Origin of the sequence: Sorangium sp. So ce1504 (assembly GCF_051521635.1) — a bacterium.
In the GTDB taxonomy this organism is placed as follows: domain Bacteria; phylum Myxococcota_A; class Polyangia; order Polyangiales; family Polyangiaceae; genus Sorangium; species Sorangium cellulosum_B.
In genome coordinates this window covers 4,512,841-4,528,752 of record NZ_CP150365.1, presented here as the reverse complement: position 1 = coordinate 4,528,752, position 15,912 = coordinate 4,512,841, and the positions used below count along the sequence as shown (strand labels likewise).

Here is a 15,912-nt window from a genome sequence, read left to right as displayed (position 1 = left end):
CGGCCGCCCCTTCTTAGCGATTTGCAGTGGCCGGTACATCCCCTGCAAGCCAGAACGCAAGAGTGTCGTCCCAGAGAGCGCGCAAGGCTCGCGCTTCACGGACCAACCCGCAGAGCCATGTAGACGTCGTCGAGGTACTCGTTCGGACCGATCTTCAGCCGCCTCGTCTTACGTCCCTCTTCGACGAACCCGAGGGATCGATAAAGCGCGATCGCGGGCTCGTTCGACGAGCGCACCTGAAGCTCGACCTTTTCAACGCGCGGGTTTGACCGCGCCCAGCGCAAGAGCGCGTTCATGAGGGCTCTGCCGACGCCTTGGCGTTGATGGCCTTGGTGAACGGCGATCATCAGCCTGACGACGTGCGACGTCGCGGCAAGTGAGAGCGGTTCCAAGAACGCATGCCCGACGACCGTGCCCGCGCGTTCGGCGACGAGATAGATCCCGCCGCTGCGAGCGTCGAGGTCGACGATCTTCTTTCGAAGGTCGTCGTCGACGATTTCGTCGGGCCTCGAGGCGAGCTTCCCCGGAACGCTCGCGATCGCGCGCTCGGCGGCCGCGAGCAGCCGCGCGTCCTCCGGCCGTGCTTCCCGGATGAAAGGCTCATCGAACCCCATGACGTTCTCATATCACTCGACGGGGCCGGTCGCAGGCGACGTCGCGCGGGGAGCTCGTCCTCGCGGCCCGGAGCGGCTGACCGGACGGCCCGGCGGACAGGGCACGAGAGCCTTCTAGGCCAGAAGCGGGCCCGAGACGAGCTCTCCGCGTCAAAGACACCTCGGCGACGGCAACATCACGCGTTGGAGCGCGTTGGCGCGCGTTGGCGCGCGTTGGCGCGCGTTGGCGCGAACAAACGATTCTGCGTCGCGGCTTGTCACTGAAACTATGGCGCTCGCTTGACAATCCACGGCGGATTTGCTCCGCTCGTCGTGGGCGTTGCGCCCATCCTTGGATGTGACTACGGCGTTCGCCGAGCTGAACGACTTCGCATGACCCACGATGCTCCGCCTGGAGCGGTGAGCGACCGCTTCGACATGTTCACGCGCGCAGAGCGCCCGGATCTCGGCGCCCTGATGGATGTCGTCGTCGCGCAGGCATGGGCCGCGACGCCGTTCATCTACTCCAACGACGTCGAGGACGCCTATCTGGAGATCCTACGGGAGACCCCCGCGTTCACGTTCGGCCTCGTCGAGAGGGCGACGGGGCGCCTGGCCGCCGTCGGCAACGCCGCTCCGATCTCCGTGCGGAGCGACGATCTGGCGGCGCCGCCCGACAGCGGCTGGAGGTGGCAGGTCCTCCGTGCGAAGGCGGTCCGCGACGGCGAGCCGCCAACGCACCTGGGCGCCTTCACCGCCTCGGTGTCGCCGCTGTTCCGCGGCCAGGGCGTGAGCGCGCTCGTTCTCGCCGGCTTCAAGGCGCTGGCGCGGCGATCGGGCCTCTCCGGCGTGCTCGCCCCGGTGCGCCCCCCGTCCAAGGCATCCTGCCCAGGCATCGACATCGAGGAGTTCCTCGATCGCGCCCGCGAGGACGGCTTGCCCACCGACCCGTGGGTCCGAACACATGTCCGCGTTGGGGGCCGGATCGCCGGGACTCCCCGTTGCGCCCTCGTGGTCGACCTGGAGCTCGATTTCTGGGAGGTCTGGCTCGGCAGGCCTATCCTGCCTTCCGAACGGTCTTTCGAGATCCCCGGCGGCCTTGCCCCCGTGTACGTCCAGGGTCGGCGCGGACGTTATGAAGAGCCAGCCGTCTGGATCGTTCACTCGCTCTGACCCAGAGCTGCTGGACCCGACTGGCGATGTGGATTTCCGGCCCTATGGCCGCCCAGCACAGGCCTCGTCGCTGTCCCATCGGGGGAGTACCAGCCGCTCGGCGGTCGCAACCGTGCCTCGCGCGTCGGTCACCACCCCCCTGATCCGGAGCGGTTGGCCGATGGCACAAGCTGGCTCGCGGAGCACGGCCGGCCATCCGATGAACTCGCACCGGCCGTCCTCGAGCTCCTCGAGCGCGATCCTCCCCCGGCTGGTCGTCGCCGAGGACGGATCGCCGATCACGGTCGTCGTGACCTCGAGCTGGGCGCCTTCGGGCTCCAGGCCGAGCGTCCGGACGCTGGTCCACACGTGCCAGCCGCCCTGAGCGCCATGGGCGAGCTCGACCTCCTGGCCGTCGGCCAGCGGCTCGAACTGCCACTCGCCGGTGCCGAGCTCGCCGATGCCCTGCGCCGGCGGCTCGTCCCCGCCGGCGCAGCCGGGAGCGAACGCGAGGAGCACGGCGAAACCCGCGGCGGAGGTCGAGCTGGCCACGGCGTGGACTCCTACGAGCGCCGGCGGCGGCGCGCGGCCACCAGCAGCCCGAGAAGCGCGCCGCTGAGACCGACGGCGCTGCCCGCATGGCCGCCGGCGTTGCAGCCTCCAGAGGCGGCCGCGACGGCGGGCGGCGGCACATCGACCGGTCGGCCACCCGGCAGCGAATCGGGCAGCTGCGGGACGCGCCGGTCGTAGAAGGACGCGGGGACGGGCTCGTCGGGAAGCACGCAGGTCGACGTGCGGCTGCCGTCGGCGCCGATCGTGCCTACCGCCACATAACCGGTCGAGCAGCGGCAGGTCGGCGTCATGTTCATCGGCACGCACTCGCCGTTCGCGCCGCAATCGAACGTCGCACAAGGATCCGCGAGCGGCGGCGCGTCAGGAAGTGCGCGGTCACCCGGGTTGAGGAACGACATGCGGAGGTCCTGGCAGGTCACCGTCGGCCGACCCGACGGATCGAACGTGGTGCGGGCGGTCGTCCCGGGCACACACGCGCAGGCGGCGACGGGCTGGGTGCCGTCTGCGCCCTCGACGACGCGGCACAGGCCGCCTGCGCCGCACGCCGCGAAATCGCACGGCGACGCGGCGCCGGCGGCCTCGGCGCCCGGCGCGACGCACAGGTCGCGGTCATCGACGTAGCGCGGGAGCAGGCGGGTGTTCGACACCACGGGACCGTCGGTGCGCCGGAAGATCGGATCGACGGTCATCTCCTCGGGCGACAGGCGCGTATAGAGCCGGGTGATGGTCGCGTTGCCCTCCAGCAGCGGCAGCAGCGCGTCGCGCGCGGCCAGCTGATCCTCGTCCGAGGTCATCGTGTTGCGGACCTGCTCGGCGATGTCGGTCGTCGGTCCGCTCATCTCCGTGACGAAGCCTCGGCCGCCGGCCTCGTCGACGCCGCGCGCGACGAGCGCCGTCCAGTTCGTCTGCACCGGCCACTGGTTCGCGCTCCAGACGATCTGGTTGTCGTCGATCTCGACGTCCGGCCAGTTGGCCGGCCCATAACGCCGGTCGCCGAGGATCATCACGGTGATGCCCATCTCCGGCTCGGCCGCGATCGCCGTCAGCCGGATCGGGATCGACGGCGACCCCGACGGAAGCGTGAAGCGGAACGGCTGGATGTCGGTGACCTCAGCGTCCGGCTGGAGCCGCAGCGCGAGGAACTTCATCCCCTCGCTCGTATAGATGCGGATGTACGGCACCATCGCGTCGTTGACGCGGAAGTTGTTGTCGCGAAGCCAGCCGACGAGCGCCGTGGGATCGGTCGACTCGACCACGGCCACGTCGTACGGCCCGACCTCTTCCCGGATGTGCACCGTGACGTCGCCGTCGTCGGTGCCGCCCGCGGTGGGCCCGCCCCCCGCGGACTCGGGGAAGGCGGGGTAGCAGTTCGGGTCGTCGGGCCACTGGAACTGCGGGCCCGTCGCTGAATCGAGGGCGGTGAGCGCAAGCTGCGGGAACACAGCGAGGCTCTCCACCGCCGGCACCTCGGCGAGCGGAACCACCCAGGCGAAGTCCGGCGCCGCGCCCGCATACTGGATCTGCGTCACCATCGTGACCGAGCCGTCCTGGTTCGTCGCGAACAAGATCCGCTCCGCGGTCTGGTCCACCGGCTGTCGTCCGCAAAAGAATCCGCCGCACGCCTCAGCGGGTCGTGGCGCAGTCATCAGCGCCGCCGCCGCCATCACCGGAGCCACCCATAGCTTGCGCATGGTCTACATCCTCCTCGCCCGATCGATCGGGCGAACGCCCCCAGGCAAACACAGTGCCATGGACAAGAAAAGGCGATTCCTGGGTACGACCACGCCGCCCTCGCGGAGCCCGCTTTCGAGAGCGCATCCGCTCGCCCTTCGGGGCCGCCTTCCGAGATAGCGTCGATTCATGGCAAGCGTACTCGCGATCATCAGCGCCGCCGCGCTCGCTGGCCTGGAGAAGCAACACGGGGCGTGCGAGCCAGGGAGCGTCCTGCCCCTCGATCGCTACCTGAGCCGACACCGCGCCCTCGAGCCCCTCTCGGAGGGAGGCACGCTCTACCTGGCCACGGTGCGCCAGCCCGGAGAGCGCCTCTGGCTCGTGGCCGCGCTCCGCTTCCCCCAGGCAGAGGCCGAGATGTGGACGGCGGAGGCGAACGTCGCTCCCATCACCGACATCACCGATATGGTCGGCAGCCTGCGCTTCTCGAGCGGCAAGGGCCTGACGGCGGCGCCCGGGAAGCTCGCGATGTCGCTCCAGACGCCCCGCGCCCTGACCGAGGACGACCAGGTCTTGCTCGAAGCGCGCGTCAGCCCGAGCGCGCGCGCTGCGTACGACGCCGCCAAGCGAGACGCGCTGCCGCCCAGGAAGGCCGCGAAGCCCGCCAAGAAGGGCCAGCCAGACGCCATCGACGCGCCGGCCCCCGTGGACGACCTCGATCTCGTCGCCGCGCTCGCGAACATCGACGACTGGCGGCGCCTGTCGAAGGGCGGCAAGGAACGCGTGCTCGCCGAGCTCGTGGAGCGCCTCGCCGCGGAGGCTTCCGGACCGAGCTTCGAGCTCGCGGCGCCGCACGTGGGCAGCGACGGCCTCGGCGTCCTGCGCGACACCGAGACGGGGCACGAGCTCGTGGTCGTGCCCGGCGGCGTCGCGCGCGTGGGCTTCGCGCCCGACGACATGCTCACCTGCTGGGCCGCGGCCGACCTCGGCGACGTCGACGAAGCGGCGTTCCAGGACGGCTTCCGCTCGGCGCGGCCCCCGCGCTGGTTCCGCCTTCCGCCGTTCCTTGTCGCGCGCGGCGGCGCTCCGTGCGCGGAGGACGAGCGCGACGATTATCTCGCCGCGGCCGCCCGGCGTGGCTACCGCGAGATCCGTGAGGTGGAATGGGAATGGTGCGCCCAGGAGGGCGGCGCCGTCTCGTTCGTGGGGATGGCGCGGGGCGCGCCCGACTTCTCGCCGAACCAAGAGCCCGCGCCCCTCGATCCCACCGGCCTCGGGCTCCACGATTACATCGACGAGCCCTGCCGCATGGCCGACGCCTTTCACCCGACCTGGGACGCCGCGCTCGAGACGGGCGACTTCCCGCCGGGCCCGGGTGACGCCCCGCGCGCCCTCCGGCTCGCGCACACCCAGTGGCAGTCCCGCGAGGAGCTGATCGCCTGGCACCGCGCGGCGCGAGCCTGCGAGTCGGAGCACACGCAGGGCACCCTCCGCCTCGTGCGCGACTTGCCCTGCAAGGACGCGGCGCTCGACCTGCTCGCCCGGGTCGCTCTGCCCACCGAGGCGCCCATCGCTCGCCTGATCGAGGCGATCGGCGGCAAGACGCCCGACAGGAAGCGCGCGCTCCGCGTCCTCGACGATCTCGCCACCGACCCTGCCGGTGCGCCCGAAGCTCCCGCGCTCTTCGCCCACCTCGTGAAGGGCGACCCGGCGTGGGATCCGAAGGTGCACCTCCACGCGCTCCGGCTCGGCGTCCGCCTGGCCGAGGACCGGGGAGCGCGCGAGGAGCGCCCCGCAGCGCGCGCCGCCGCGCGCGCGGCCCTCGCCAGCCACGAGCCCACGCTCGCAGCGCGGCTCGGGGAAGCGGCGCCGAACATCCGCGCGCACGCCCTCTACGCCCTCACCCACATCGCGCCGTCGAGCGTGACGCGGGCGGCCGTGCTCGAGCTCGCACAGCGCGAGAAGCAGGAGCCGACGCGCATGGCCGCCTTCCTCTGCCTCGGCGCGTGGCTGGCGCGCGAGCAGGACACCGAAGCGCACGCGCTGCTCGCGGGCGCCGTGAAGGGACGCTCGGCTCCCCTCGCCTCCGTCGCCGCGCTCGCGCTCGCGCTCGGCGCCCCGCTCGAGCGACTGCCCGAAGGAGGGCTCCTGCGCCTCTGCCAGGCGCTCGGCCTGAAGTCCAAGGCGGCCGACGCCCTGCCCTTCTGGGATGGAAATCTCCGTGAGCGAGCCTTCGCGATCCTCCGGAACGCGAGCGAGGCCACGCGCGAGGAGGCCGCGCGCTCCCTGCTCGCGCCGCTCGAGGGCCCGGACGCCCCCTCCGCGAGGATCGTGGCGCTCGGGCTGGCGCTCCTGTTCCCGCCTCGGCCGAACGAGCGCGAGACGGTCCGCCCCGAGGCGCTCTCCCCGATGGCGCGGCGCCTGGCCGGAGGCGAAAGCGCTCGTGGCCGCCTTCAGCGCCGACTACGCCAAGGTGAACAGCGTCCGCGCCGCCGTCGACTTCATCATCGCTCAGCGCCCGAAGCTGGGAGTTTGAGCGCCGGCCGCGCTCCGTCTCCGGGGATGTGGGGCAATGCACCGGGAAACGGGGACGAGGAGCCGCCCAGCGTGCCGTGGACGGGCTCCTCAGATGCTTGGATGAGTTGCGGATCCCGCATCACCATTCCGGTCGGGAGCGGTTCGCTCAAGTTGAGCAACTGGGTTGGCGCCGCGCGCCGCCGCGTTGGCACGGAGCGCGCTTGGCCCCTTCGGATACCGCAGGAATAGCGCTCTTCTCGGCCTGGAGAGCAGCGCCCTCACTGGTACGCGTGTTGCCAACATCGCCCGTGATGTGGCAAATGAGGTCTCTCCATCTCCCATGGTTGACGCTCGCCGCCGTGGCGTGCGGCACGGATCCGGTGGCGGTGGACCCCCGGACAACCTCGCAGCTGGTCCTCGACGGAGGGCTCAGCGCGGAGCGCCCGGTGGTCATCGTGCTGGTCGTCGATGACGCGGACACGGCCGAAGCCGCGCAGCTCCGCGAGCGCGTCGCCCAGAGCGTGCGCGCGGGCCTCCTTGCCGTGATCGGATCGCGGTGGGGAACATGCGGCAGCGCGGATCCGGCCCAGTGGCACCCCGGCGAACTCCGGGTGGTCGTCGCGCGGCCGAGCGCGCCCGACGCTGCGGCGCTCGTCACCTCGAGGGAAATCCCCGCGCTCGCGTGGACCACGCAGACCTCGCACGAGGAAGAGGTCGAGCCGGTGATGGCAGGCGTGACAGAGGCGCTGGGACAGCGCCTCGCCGAGCCCGGGGAGGAGTACCGCCCGCTACGGACGGCCAGGCGCGCGCTGGAGCTCGTCACGGGCGCGCGCGCACCCGTGGGGGAGGCCGAGGTAGCCCTCGTCAGGTCGCTGCCCCAGGACAGGATCGCGAGGTTGCTCGTCGCGAGCACGCGCGACGACGAGGGGCCCGGGCTCGTCGCCGACGAGGTACCCAGCCAGACAGCGCTGTCGATGACCCTGGACACGGAGGTGGTCGGGCCTTTCACCACGCCCGATTGGACCTGTCACGCCATCGACGAAGGCAGCGGGCGACTCGCGGCGTGGAGCGAGCTCGTGCGCGCGGAGCCGATCGCCTCGAGCTGCGACGATCAGCAGACGTGGGACATGCTCCTTCACCCGGGCTTTGCCGATTGCGGCTTCATCTGCCAGGCCCACCCGCTCGCCGTGGACGCCGGAGGCGTGGTCGCTTGCAAGGTCATGATCGATCAGGCCGATCTCGAGCGCTGCGATGCCGCGCGAGGTCGGCGCGATCCAGGAGGGCAGCCCACGTTCGTCGAGCGCCACGGCGCGGAGCTGCGCCGCTGCGAGGTCGTGCAGCTCGCCGGCGCCGACCTGGAGAGCTGCCGGCATTCGCTCGATTGTCCAGGATGCCCGAGCGGCTTCTGCGCGACCGAGGTGCCGGAGCTCGTGTCGCAGTGGCGCTGCATGCCCTCGGAGCACCCATGGCCGCTCCGGTTCATCGGCGGCGCGATCGAAGGCCGTCGAGGGTGGCTCAACATCACCTGCAGTACCGAAGCAGAGGAATGAGAGACGACATCGCGCGGTGCGCCGTGCCCGGTCGTCGATACCTCGTTCCGAAGCTGACAAATCCTCTCATTTGTTGGCATCATAAAAAAAAAAGAAATTGAACAGGGAGGCGGGGAGACGGGGAGATTGATGGGATTCTACTCCCCGTCTCCCCGCCTCCCTGTGAATTTTCCCGGAAAGGAACCAGCAGGGTCGGGTTCAGTCGATGATGGTCCAGGTGGCCTTGGCGGTGCAGCCATAGGCGTCGAGCGCGCCGGGGTGCGAGAGGGGGACGAGCTTGGTCTGGCCCTTCGCGAGCGGCCCGGTGACCGAGCGGGTGTAGGGCCCAGGATCGCCGTAGTAGTGCGTGACCGTGAAGGTGATCTTCGCCGAGTCCGGAACGCCAAAGAGCGAGGTGTTCTTGATCGCCGCGTTCGGGTTGAAGATGCTGGGATAGGTGATCGAGCAGGAGAGGTTCACGGTCTTCGTGACCGGGCCGCCGCCGTCGTCCCCCCCGGGGCCGATGATCGCCTCTGCGCCCTCACCCACGACCTCGGCGGCGTTGCTCGCGCCCTCATCGGCGCTGTCGCCGTCGAGCGGCTCGGCGATGCAGCCCACGAGCGAGAGGGACGAGATGAGCGAGCAGAGGAGCAGGTTCTTGATGTTCATGGTGGTGTGTCCTTGGGTCGGGGTTCACGCTCACGAGATCGTGTGTCAGCGGCCCCTGGCGAGTTCGAGTCGCCCAGGTGGCCCTCGTCGCTGCCTCGCGGCGTCGCATCCCGGTAGAGCAATCGGCAGGCCAGGTTGTCGGGGCCCTTCGGGCCGCCGCCCGGCGCGCCCTGGATCCGCGGGGATGACGGCCTTTCTCGTGGTTTTCGCGCTCCACCGCGCAGCGCCGGCGGGCGCCCGCGCCGCGCGGTGGAGGTCTGAGCCCCCACGCCGACGGCGCGAGCCTCCAACAGGTGCTCTCTGGCCTGGCAGACTGCGTCGCGCGGAAACGGGAACGAGGAGCCGCCAGCTGGCCGCCCTTCCTCACGCCGGCGTGCGCCCATCGCCGGAGGTCGGCCACCTTGTCGCCGAGGAGGGCCCGGCGAGCGTTGTGCGGGCCATTCGCACCGCGTAGCATCCGCTCTCGTGCGCCCCACGATCTCTGGTCACCGGCCGTCGGTCCCATGCTGATCATCCGACGCCACCAGAAGGCGGCGTTCGCCGCCCTGCAGCGAGACCGCTTCCTGGACCAGACCGCCGCTTATCTCCGGCGCTGGCATGGCCCCGCCTGCGAGGCGCTGGGCGACGCCGAGCTCCGCGCTTTCATCGAGGAGGGCGTGGTCCGCGCCGGCCGCTACGGCGTCACCCTCGAGCATCACGTGGTCCAGTTTCTCGACTGGATGCTCGATGTCGGCCCCGGCTTCGACGCCGATCCCGCCCACCCCTGGATCGCCCGGATCCTCGGCGATCCCGCCCTCCATGGCGATCTGAAGATGCCGGCCCTCGAGGACGAGGCCAATGCACGAGGGTTTCCCCTGGGAGGCGACGGCTCGCCATGAAGCGCAACATCCCGACGGGTTACGACCTCCAGCCTAGGAAGCGGCACAAGCCGTCACCCAGGCAGGAAGCGCGCGATCAGGCGTTCGGCGAGCACAGCGCCCGGCGGGTCGGCGACCCCATCCTGGCCTGCCGGGACTGCCGCCCGGTGCTCGTCAATCTCAGGGTCATCGCAGGCGCCACGCCGATCGGGCCGAGCGCCTCGCGAACGACCACGCACCCCGCCGGCTTCGTCCTTCTCGAGGCGGATACCATCCCCAACGACGGAACCGCCTGGAACCAGATCGCGTGGGTTGGGGGGCTCGACGCGGGCAGTCCCCGGCACCGGCTGGTCCCACGCTCGCAAGCCGGCGACTTCGTGGTGTTCGCATGCCTCGGCCCGATGTTCGCCTCCCATCACGTCACGGTCTTCGATCCTTTCCTCGTGCGGCTCGACGTGGTGAGAGACGCCGAGCTTCACCGCGGGACCTGGTGGACGCTCCACGAAGAGGACGGGGGGGTGCTGGTGCGGGCGACGACCACGCCCGACGATGAGGAGACGTGGGCCCAGATCCAGTGGACCGGCGGGGCTCCCGCTGACGGAAGCCCGAACCTGCGCACTGTCTCGCGCGCCGTGTTCGACGAGCAGATCATCGGGGCGACCCTTGGCGGGTTCGAGGACGAGCTCGTCGTGCGGGCGTTCCGGCTCGACTCGCTGGTGCTCAGCGCGAACGAAGCGTCCTACGACACCGCTGCGACGGTCACCGCGACGGCCACCACCTCCCCCGACGATCCGGCCGTTTGGGCCCAGCTCGGATGGCATGGCGTCGCGTCATCGAACGGCAACACGGCGCTGGTCTCGTGCGATCAGCTCGGCTCGCAGAACGTGCGGGTGTCGCTGCGCGGCCAATTCCGCTCGGCCACCCTCACCGTGCGCCCCGTGCTCGTCTCGCTGGAGCTCAGCAACAGAGAAGCGTCCCACGACGCCGCTGCGACGGTCACCGCGACGGCCACCACCCTCCCCGACGTACCGGACGCCTGGAACCAGCTCGTATGGGAGGGCGCCGCGCCCAGCGGCGACCAACACACCGCCCAGGTCTCGTGCGATCAGCTCGGCTCGCGGGAGGTGCGGGTATCGCTGTGCGGCGTGTCCCGCTCCGACACCCTCACCGTGCACCCCGTGCTCGTCTCGCTGGAGCTCAGCAACAGAGAAGCGTCCTACGACGCCGCTGCGACGGTCACCGCGACGGCCACCACCCTCCCCGACGTACCGGGCGCATGGAATCAGCTCGTATGGCACGGCGCCGCGCCCAGCGGCGACCAACACACCGCCCAGGTCTCGCGCGATCAGCTCGGCTCGCGGGACGTGCGGGTATCGCTGCGCGGCGTGTCCCGCTCCGACACCCTCACCGTGCACCCCGTGCTCGTCTCGCTGGAGCTCAGCGACAAAGAAGCATCCTACGACGCCGCTGCGACGGTCACCGCGACGGCCACCACCCTCCCCGACGTGCCGGACGCCTGGAACCAGCTCCAATGGGAGGGCGCCGCGCCCAGCGGCGACCAACACACCGCCCAGGTCTCGTGCGATCAGCTCGGCTCGCGGGAGGTGCGGGTATCGCTGTGCGGCGTGTCCCGCTCCGACACCCTCACCGTGCACCCCGTGCTCGTCTCGCTGGAGCTCAGCAACAGAGAAGCGTCCTACGACGCCGCTGCGACGGTCACCGCGACGGCCACCACCCTCCCCGACGTACCGGGCGCATGGAATCAGCTCGTATGGCACGGCGCCGCGCCCAGCGGCGACCAACACACCGCCCAGGTCTCGCGCGATCAGCTCGGCTCGCGGGACGTGCGGGTATCGCTGCGCGGCGTGTCCCGCTCCGACACCCTCACCGTGCACCCCGTGCTCGTCTCGCTGGAGCTCAGCGACAAAGAAGCATCCTACGACGCCGCTGCGACGGTCACCGCGACGGCCACCACCCTCCCCGACGTGCCGGACGCCTGGAACCAGCTCCAATGGGAGGGCGCCGCGCCCAGCGGCGACCAACACACCGCCCAGGTCTCGTGCGATCAGCTCGGCTCGCGGGACGTGCGGGTGTCGCTGCGCGGCGCGTCCCGCTCCGACACCCTCACCGTGCACCCCGTGCTCGTCCGGCTCGATGTCGTCAACGCCACGGACAATGGCAGCGGCGCCTGGGAGGCCTTCAAGGGGACAACCGACGTGGTGATCCGAGCCGTCACCTCGCCGCCCCCCGCCGCGAGTCAGATCACCTGGGTCGGGGGCGTCCCGGTCCAGGCGGGCATCGTGAACGTGTCGTGCGCCGACATCGGCACAACCGACATCGAGGCTGCGCTCAACGGTCCACCCCAGAAGGTCACGATCATCGTCAAGCGAAACCTCCCAGCCTTGCTTGGCAACTACGGCGCAGACCAGAAGATCCTCACCGCGGCCGAGAAGTTCTTTACCCACCGCGGCACCGAACCCCAGCTCGGCGACGCGGTGAGGAGGTCCTACCCGCCCAGGGAACTCCACAGTTGGCTGCAGCTCGCCTCGGTCGAGCTCCAGGTCACCCCGGGTCTCACGCTGCTGAAGAGCCTCGCGCCGGCCTGCCTGGCGGCGAACCTGCAGGCGACCGCCCAGCTGCTGAAAGCCGCCTGCGACGTCGTCCGCAAGGGGCGCACCGCCGTGGCAGTCGCGCAGCTGCTGTCCCGCTACTACACCCCTGATCGCTGCGTGAAGCTGACCGAGCTGCTCGCGCTGCCTCTGTCCGACGCAGACTGGAGCACGATCCTCGCTGACCACCAGCTCTGGCCAGTCGGTAGCAAATTCCTCCTGTTCGACCGCGTGCTCCGTGATGCGGCGAGCGCGAACTTCGGGTCCGATCGCGCACTGAACGTGCTCCAAGCGCGACAGTGGGTGATCGACGATTTCGACAAGGCCATGGTGATTCTGGCGAGCGCGCCCGCGCTCCCCGAGGCCCGTCTGCTCTGGCTCCTCGAACGTGGACAGCGTGTGCTCGGCGACGCCGCCAATGCGGGCCTGCTCATCGAGGCCCAGGGGACGCCTCTCGGGAAAGAGGCCGCCGAGGTCCTGGTGCAGTCGTGGGGCATCGCCGGTCAACAGGCCCAGGATGCCCTCGACTACGCGACGAACGGCGCTGCGACCTTCGACGTCGTGCACGAGCGGCTCTTCGCGTTGAAGGCCACGGGCGGCGACCAGCAGACGGCGAACCAGCTGCTCGCCCAGCAGGATTATGCTGTACATGACGCCCACGCGTTGCTCGCGAGAAACGCCGGTAACAATTGCGCCGAACACTATGCCGGCAATGACAATTCGGCCAAAAACGCGGCCGAGTTGCGCCGAAACGTGGGCGCCAACGCCTGCATCCCCAGCGGGCTCGATGGGATGGCCACGCAGCTCGCGCGGGTGCTGCACCAGCACCGCGCGGAGATCAACGGCTTGCAGAATGGCACGGAGACCACGCTGATGAAGTACACGACCCACGGGGCCGGAAAGCTGTGGATCTCGATCCAGGGCGGCAACCCCGTGAAAGAGGATTGGGTGGGCCTCGAGGTCGTGCTCATCCGTCGATCGAACGGCTCGCTCTTCGTCAAGCACTGCCAGCCCACCACGGCGAAGTCGTGGGTATGATGACCGCCCCTCGCGGATCGGCGCCCCTCATGGGAGCATGTGACTGAAGAAAATCATCCCGTGAACCATTGTTGCGGTGCGCTCGGGGCCGGGCAGGATTCGCACCCACTGGACGACGACCCCGATTTCAGAAGCTACCGCTTGGTCTGCTGCGGCGGGTTCAGTCGATGAGGGTCCAGGTGGCCTTGGCGGTGCAACCGTAGGCGTCGAGCGCGCCGGGGTGCGAGAGGGGGACGAGCTTGGTCTGGCCCTTGGCGAGCGGCCCGGTCACCGAGCGGGTGTAGGGCCCAGGATCGCCGTAGTAGTGCGTGACGGTGAAGGTGATCTTCGCATCCTCCGGAACGCCAAAGAGCGAGGTGTTCTTGATCGCCGCGTTCGGGTTGAAGATGCTGGGATAGGTGATCGAGCACGAGAGGTTCACCGTTTTGGTGACCGTGCCGCCGCCGTCGTCACCCCCCGGGCCGATGATCGCCTCTGCGTCCTCACCGACGACCTCGGCGGCGTCGCTCGCGCCCTCATCGGCGCTGTCGCCGTCGAGCGGCTCGGCGATGCAGCCGACGAGCGAGAAGGACGAGATGAGTGAGCAGAGGAGCAGGTTCTTGATGTTCATGGTGGTGTGTCCTTGGGTCGGGGTTCACGCTCACGAGATCGCGTGTCGGCGGCCTCTGGCGAGTTCGAGTCGCCCGGGTGGCCCTCGTCGCTGTCTCGCGGCGTCGCATCCCGATAGAGCAACCGGCAGGCCAGGTTGTCGAGGCGCTTCGAGCCGCCCCCGGCGCGCCCAGGATCCACTGGAAAGACGGCCTCTTTCGGGGTTTTCGCGCTCCACCGCGCGGCGCCGGGGGGGCGCCCGCGCGGCGCGGTGGAGGTCAGAGCCCCCACGCCGACGGCGCGAGCCTCCACCACGTGTCCTCTCAGGTGCTCTCTGGCCCGGGAGGCCGCGGCCGGCGCAGGCGGTGTGCTCGTTAGACGGTTCGGCGCCGCCCGCTCCGCCCGCGTCCCGCAGGCTGTGAAGGGAGCGCCGCGCCTTCGATGCACGAGCCCGAGGAGTCGAGCGCCCGTCCGTCGCGATCCGGCGGCCTCCTTGACGGCGATCGGCGCCCCATGGGATCGTCGGCCATGCAGGTCGAGGCGCGTTTCTCCGAGGCGCGCAGCGTGCAGCGCGGTCCTCGACGTCCAGGTGGTCCTGCCGCAGGCGGGGCGCCTCGGTGAAGCTCAAGGAGCGTTGATGCTGGCACCGGGCGATCATCCCCGCTCTTTCTTCTCGGACCCTCCGAGGGGTCACGCCGCGTGCGTGGGGGTCCTGGTTGGCCCCTGCATCGCACTCGCCATCCTCGCGGGCAAGCACGTGGCCGTCCCCTGGTTCGTGGTGGAGGCGGGCTTGTTCGTCGTGCTCCTCTGCGTCGCCGCCGCGACCCGCAGCCCTGCGCTGCGCGTCTCTCTTCCCCTCTTCGTCCTTCCGCTCGCGTACCTTTTCTTCCGCGTGACCCGGGATGCGATGACGTGCCCCGACATCCCCCCTTCCTGGCACGTATGGCGAGAGTGGCTGCCGGGCATCGGGAGCGTGTTCGGGCTCATGTCCGCCCTCGTCGGCGCCCTCGGCGTGGTGTTCTTCGCTGCCATGGCGAGCACCATGGTCCGCGTGCCGCCGCGCGCTCTCCACGCGGCGAGCGTCGCCGTCCTCGCGCTGGCCACGGGCCTCATTGCCGTATCGACCGTTCACGCCGTACGAGAGCCCGATCCGGAGGATCACATCGCGTCCCTTCCGAGCATCGGGGTCGTCCCGCCCGTCGAGGGGGAGCCCTCGATGATCGCCGAGGGCCCGTCGGACCCGTCCGGACCGCCCCTCGTGACGCGCACCCACGACGTGACCATCGGCCGGCTGGGCGTGCGCCGGTTGTGCCCGAGCCTGTCCGAGAGGTGTTTTCTCGATGTGGAGGAGGCCGGGAGGTCTTTCGACGCTCACCTCGTGACGTGGCTGTCTCAGCGGGGCATTTACACGATGGTCGACCCCGAGGCGTGCTGGCAGCAGCCGGGTTGGATCAACCCCCGCGATTCTCTCGTCATCCGCCAGGCGTCGCCGCTCGTTCGCGAAGCGTCTCTGTTCGCCAAGCACCGCGAGCGGGGCGAGCTGCTCGTGCTCGACGGAGCGATCCACGATGTCCATCGCGGCGGCGAAGCAGGTCCGGCCGTCGTCACGGCGCCGCGGTTCTTTGCGACGGCCGTGTCCATGCGCCTCATCGCCGACATGCTCGGCGCGCACCGGCGCGCGATCGCCGTCGCGACCTGCGGGGCGCTGCTCTCCGCGGCGCTGCTCGGGTATCGCCGCCGCGCCCGCCGCGCCCTCGCGCGGATCGCGGGGGCGAGGGTCGCGGTGATCGAGCAGAACGGCTGGCTCGACTTCGCGGACGGCTCGCCTCCCGTGCGCGCCGCAGACCGCGGCTTGCCGCCCGGACCGGTGGTGGTCCTCGGACCGACGTCCGCGGGCACGTACCGCGGAGGGGCTCTCTCCGGCGCCGAGATCGTCGCCGGAGAGCAGGCAGGGCTGCTCGAGCGAGGGCGCGCACGGATCGCCCAGATCGACGTCCTCGTCTTCTTCGTCGCGGTGCTCACGCCGCTGCCGCTGCTGACCCTCGCGGTCACGCTGAGCCTCTGGTAGCGGCCGGCGCCCTGCCCGCCGTTGCGCGCCCCGCGCGGGTGCTAGGGT

The 15,912-nt window shown here is 70.4% G+C and carries 11 protein-coding genes; 6 read left to right on the top strand and 5 right to left on the bottom strand.

Translation table 11 applies throughout. The features are described 5' to 3' along the window. Positions 1-95: 95 nt before the first annotated feature. Complete coding sequence (locus WMF39_RS17060; RefSeq protein ID WP_437746550.1) at positions 96-614, bottom strand: N-acetyltransferase family protein; 519 nt, start codon at positions 612-614, stop codon at positions 96-98. A 372-nt stretch (positions 615-986) separates the two neighbouring features. Between WMF39_RS17060 and WMF39_RS17055 the strand changes: the two genes are divergently transcribed. Further along, a complete protein-coding gene (locus tag WMF39_RS17055) occupies positions 987-1,766 on the top strand; it encodes a hypothetical protein (RefSeq protein ID WP_437746549.1) in 780 nt (259 codons plus the stop codon). Positions 1,767-1,808: 42 nt separating this feature from the next. Here the strand turns inward: WMF39_RS17055 and WMF39_RS17050 are convergent, their stop codons facing one another. Both WMF39_RS17050 and WMF39_RS17045 read right to left on the bottom strand, forming a co-directional pair. Further along, the gene (locus WMF39_RS17050) at positions 1,809-2,297 is read right to left on the bottom strand and encodes a hypothetical protein (protein WP_437746548.1); all 489 of its coding nucleotides are present in this window, start codon (positions 2,295-2,297) and stop codon (positions 1,809-1,811) included. A gap of 11 nt (positions 2,298-2,308) precedes the next feature. After that, complete coding sequence (locus WMF39_RS17045) at positions 2,309-4,009, bottom strand: DUF2330 domain-containing protein (RefSeq protein WP_437746547.1); 1,701 nt, start codon at positions 4,007-4,009, stop codon at positions 2,309-2,311. Positions 4,010-4,178: 169 nt separating this feature from the next. On the opposite strand from WMF39_RS17045, the gene WMF39_RS17040 reads away from it, so the two are divergent. Then, on the top strand, positions 4,179-6,755 hold the full coding sequence (locus WMF39_RS17040; RefSeq protein WP_437746546.1) for a hypothetical protein: 2,577 nt from the start codon (positions 4,179-4,181) through the stop codon (positions 6,753-6,755). A gap of 71 nt (positions 6,756-6,826) precedes the next feature. Next, positions 6,827-8,056, top strand: coding sequence for a hypothetical protein (locus WMF39_RS17035; protein ID WP_437746545.1), 1,230 nt, complete (start codon positions 6,827-6,829; stop codon positions 8,054-8,056). Between the two features lie 198 nt (positions 8,057-8,254). Here the strand turns inward: WMF39_RS17035 and WMF39_RS17030 are convergent, their stop codons facing one another. After that, a complete protein-coding gene (locus WMF39_RS17030) occupies positions 8,255-8,704 on the bottom strand; it encodes a hypothetical protein (protein ID WP_437746544.1) in 450 nt (149 codons plus the stop codon). Between the two features lie 503 nt (positions 8,705-9,207). On the opposite strand from WMF39_RS17030, the gene WMF39_RS17025 reads away from it, so the two are divergent. Together WMF39_RS17025 and WMF39_RS17020 are read left to right on the top strand one after the other, a co-directional pair. Next, a complete protein-coding gene (locus tag WMF39_RS17025; protein ID WP_437746543.1) occupies positions 9,208-9,582 on the top strand; it encodes a hypothetical protein in 375 nt (124 codons plus the stop codon). Further along, positions 9,579-13,208 (top strand): hypothetical protein, encoded by a 3,630-nt coding sequence (locus tag WMF39_RS17020; RefSeq protein ID WP_437746542.1) that lies wholly within the window; start codon positions 9,579-9,581, stop codon positions 13,206-13,208. The genes WMF39_RS17025 and WMF39_RS17020 overlap by 4 nt, the downstream gene beginning before the upstream one ends. A 160-nt stretch (positions 13,209-13,368) precedes the next feature. Here the strand turns inward: WMF39_RS17020 and WMF39_RS17015 are convergent, their stop codons facing one another. Beyond that, on the bottom strand, positions 13,369-13,818 hold the full coding sequence (locus WMF39_RS17015) for a hypothetical protein (RefSeq protein WP_437746541.1): 450 nt from the start codon (positions 13,816-13,818) through the stop codon (positions 13,369-13,371). 681 nt (positions 13,819-14,499) lie between these two features. Between WMF39_RS17015 and WMF39_RS17010 the strand changes: the two genes are divergently transcribed. Beyond that, positions 14,500-15,864: a hypothetical protein gene (locus tag WMF39_RS17010; protein WP_437746540.1), complete on the top strand. Its 1,365-nt coding sequence runs from the start codon at positions 14,500-14,502 to the stop codon at positions 15,862-15,864. Positions 15,865-15,912 lie beyond the last annotated feature (48 nt).

Coding starts and splice junctions, on each gene's coding strand:
- WMF39_RS17030 (WP_437746544.1), bottom strand. CDS start 8,704: ATGAACATCAAGAACCTGCTCCTCTGCTCGCTCATCTCGTCCCTCTCG.
- WMF39_RS17055 (WP_437746549.1), top strand. CDS start 987: ATGACCCACGATGCTCCGCCTGGAGCGGTGAGCGACCGCTTCGACATG.
- WMF39_RS17045 (WP_437746547.1), bottom strand. CDS start 4,009: ATGCGCAAGCTATGGGTGGCTCCGGTGATGGCGGCGGCGGCGCTGATG.
- WMF39_RS17015 (WP_437746541.1), bottom strand. CDS start 13,818: ATGAACATCAAGAACCTGCTCCTCTGCTCACTCATCTCGTCCTTCTCG.
- WMF39_RS17020 (WP_437746542.1), top strand. CDS start 9,579: ATGAAGCGCAACATCCCGACGGGTTACGACCTCCAGCCTAGGAAGCGG.
- WMF39_RS17060 (WP_437746550.1), bottom strand. CDS start 614: ATGGGGTTCGATGAGCCTTTCATCCGGGAAGCACGGCCGGAGGACGCG.
- WMF39_RS17025 (WP_437746543.1), top strand. CDS start 9,208: ATGCTGATCATCCGACGCCACCAGAAGGCGGCGTTCGCCGCCCTGCAG.
- WMF39_RS17040 (WP_437746546.1), top strand. CDS start 4,179: ATGGCAAGCGTACTCGCGATCATCAGCGCCGCCGCGCTCGCTGGCCTG.
- WMF39_RS17035 (WP_437746545.1), top strand. CDS start 6,827: ATGAGGTCTCTCCATCTCCCATGGTTGACGCTCGCCGCCGTGGCGTGC.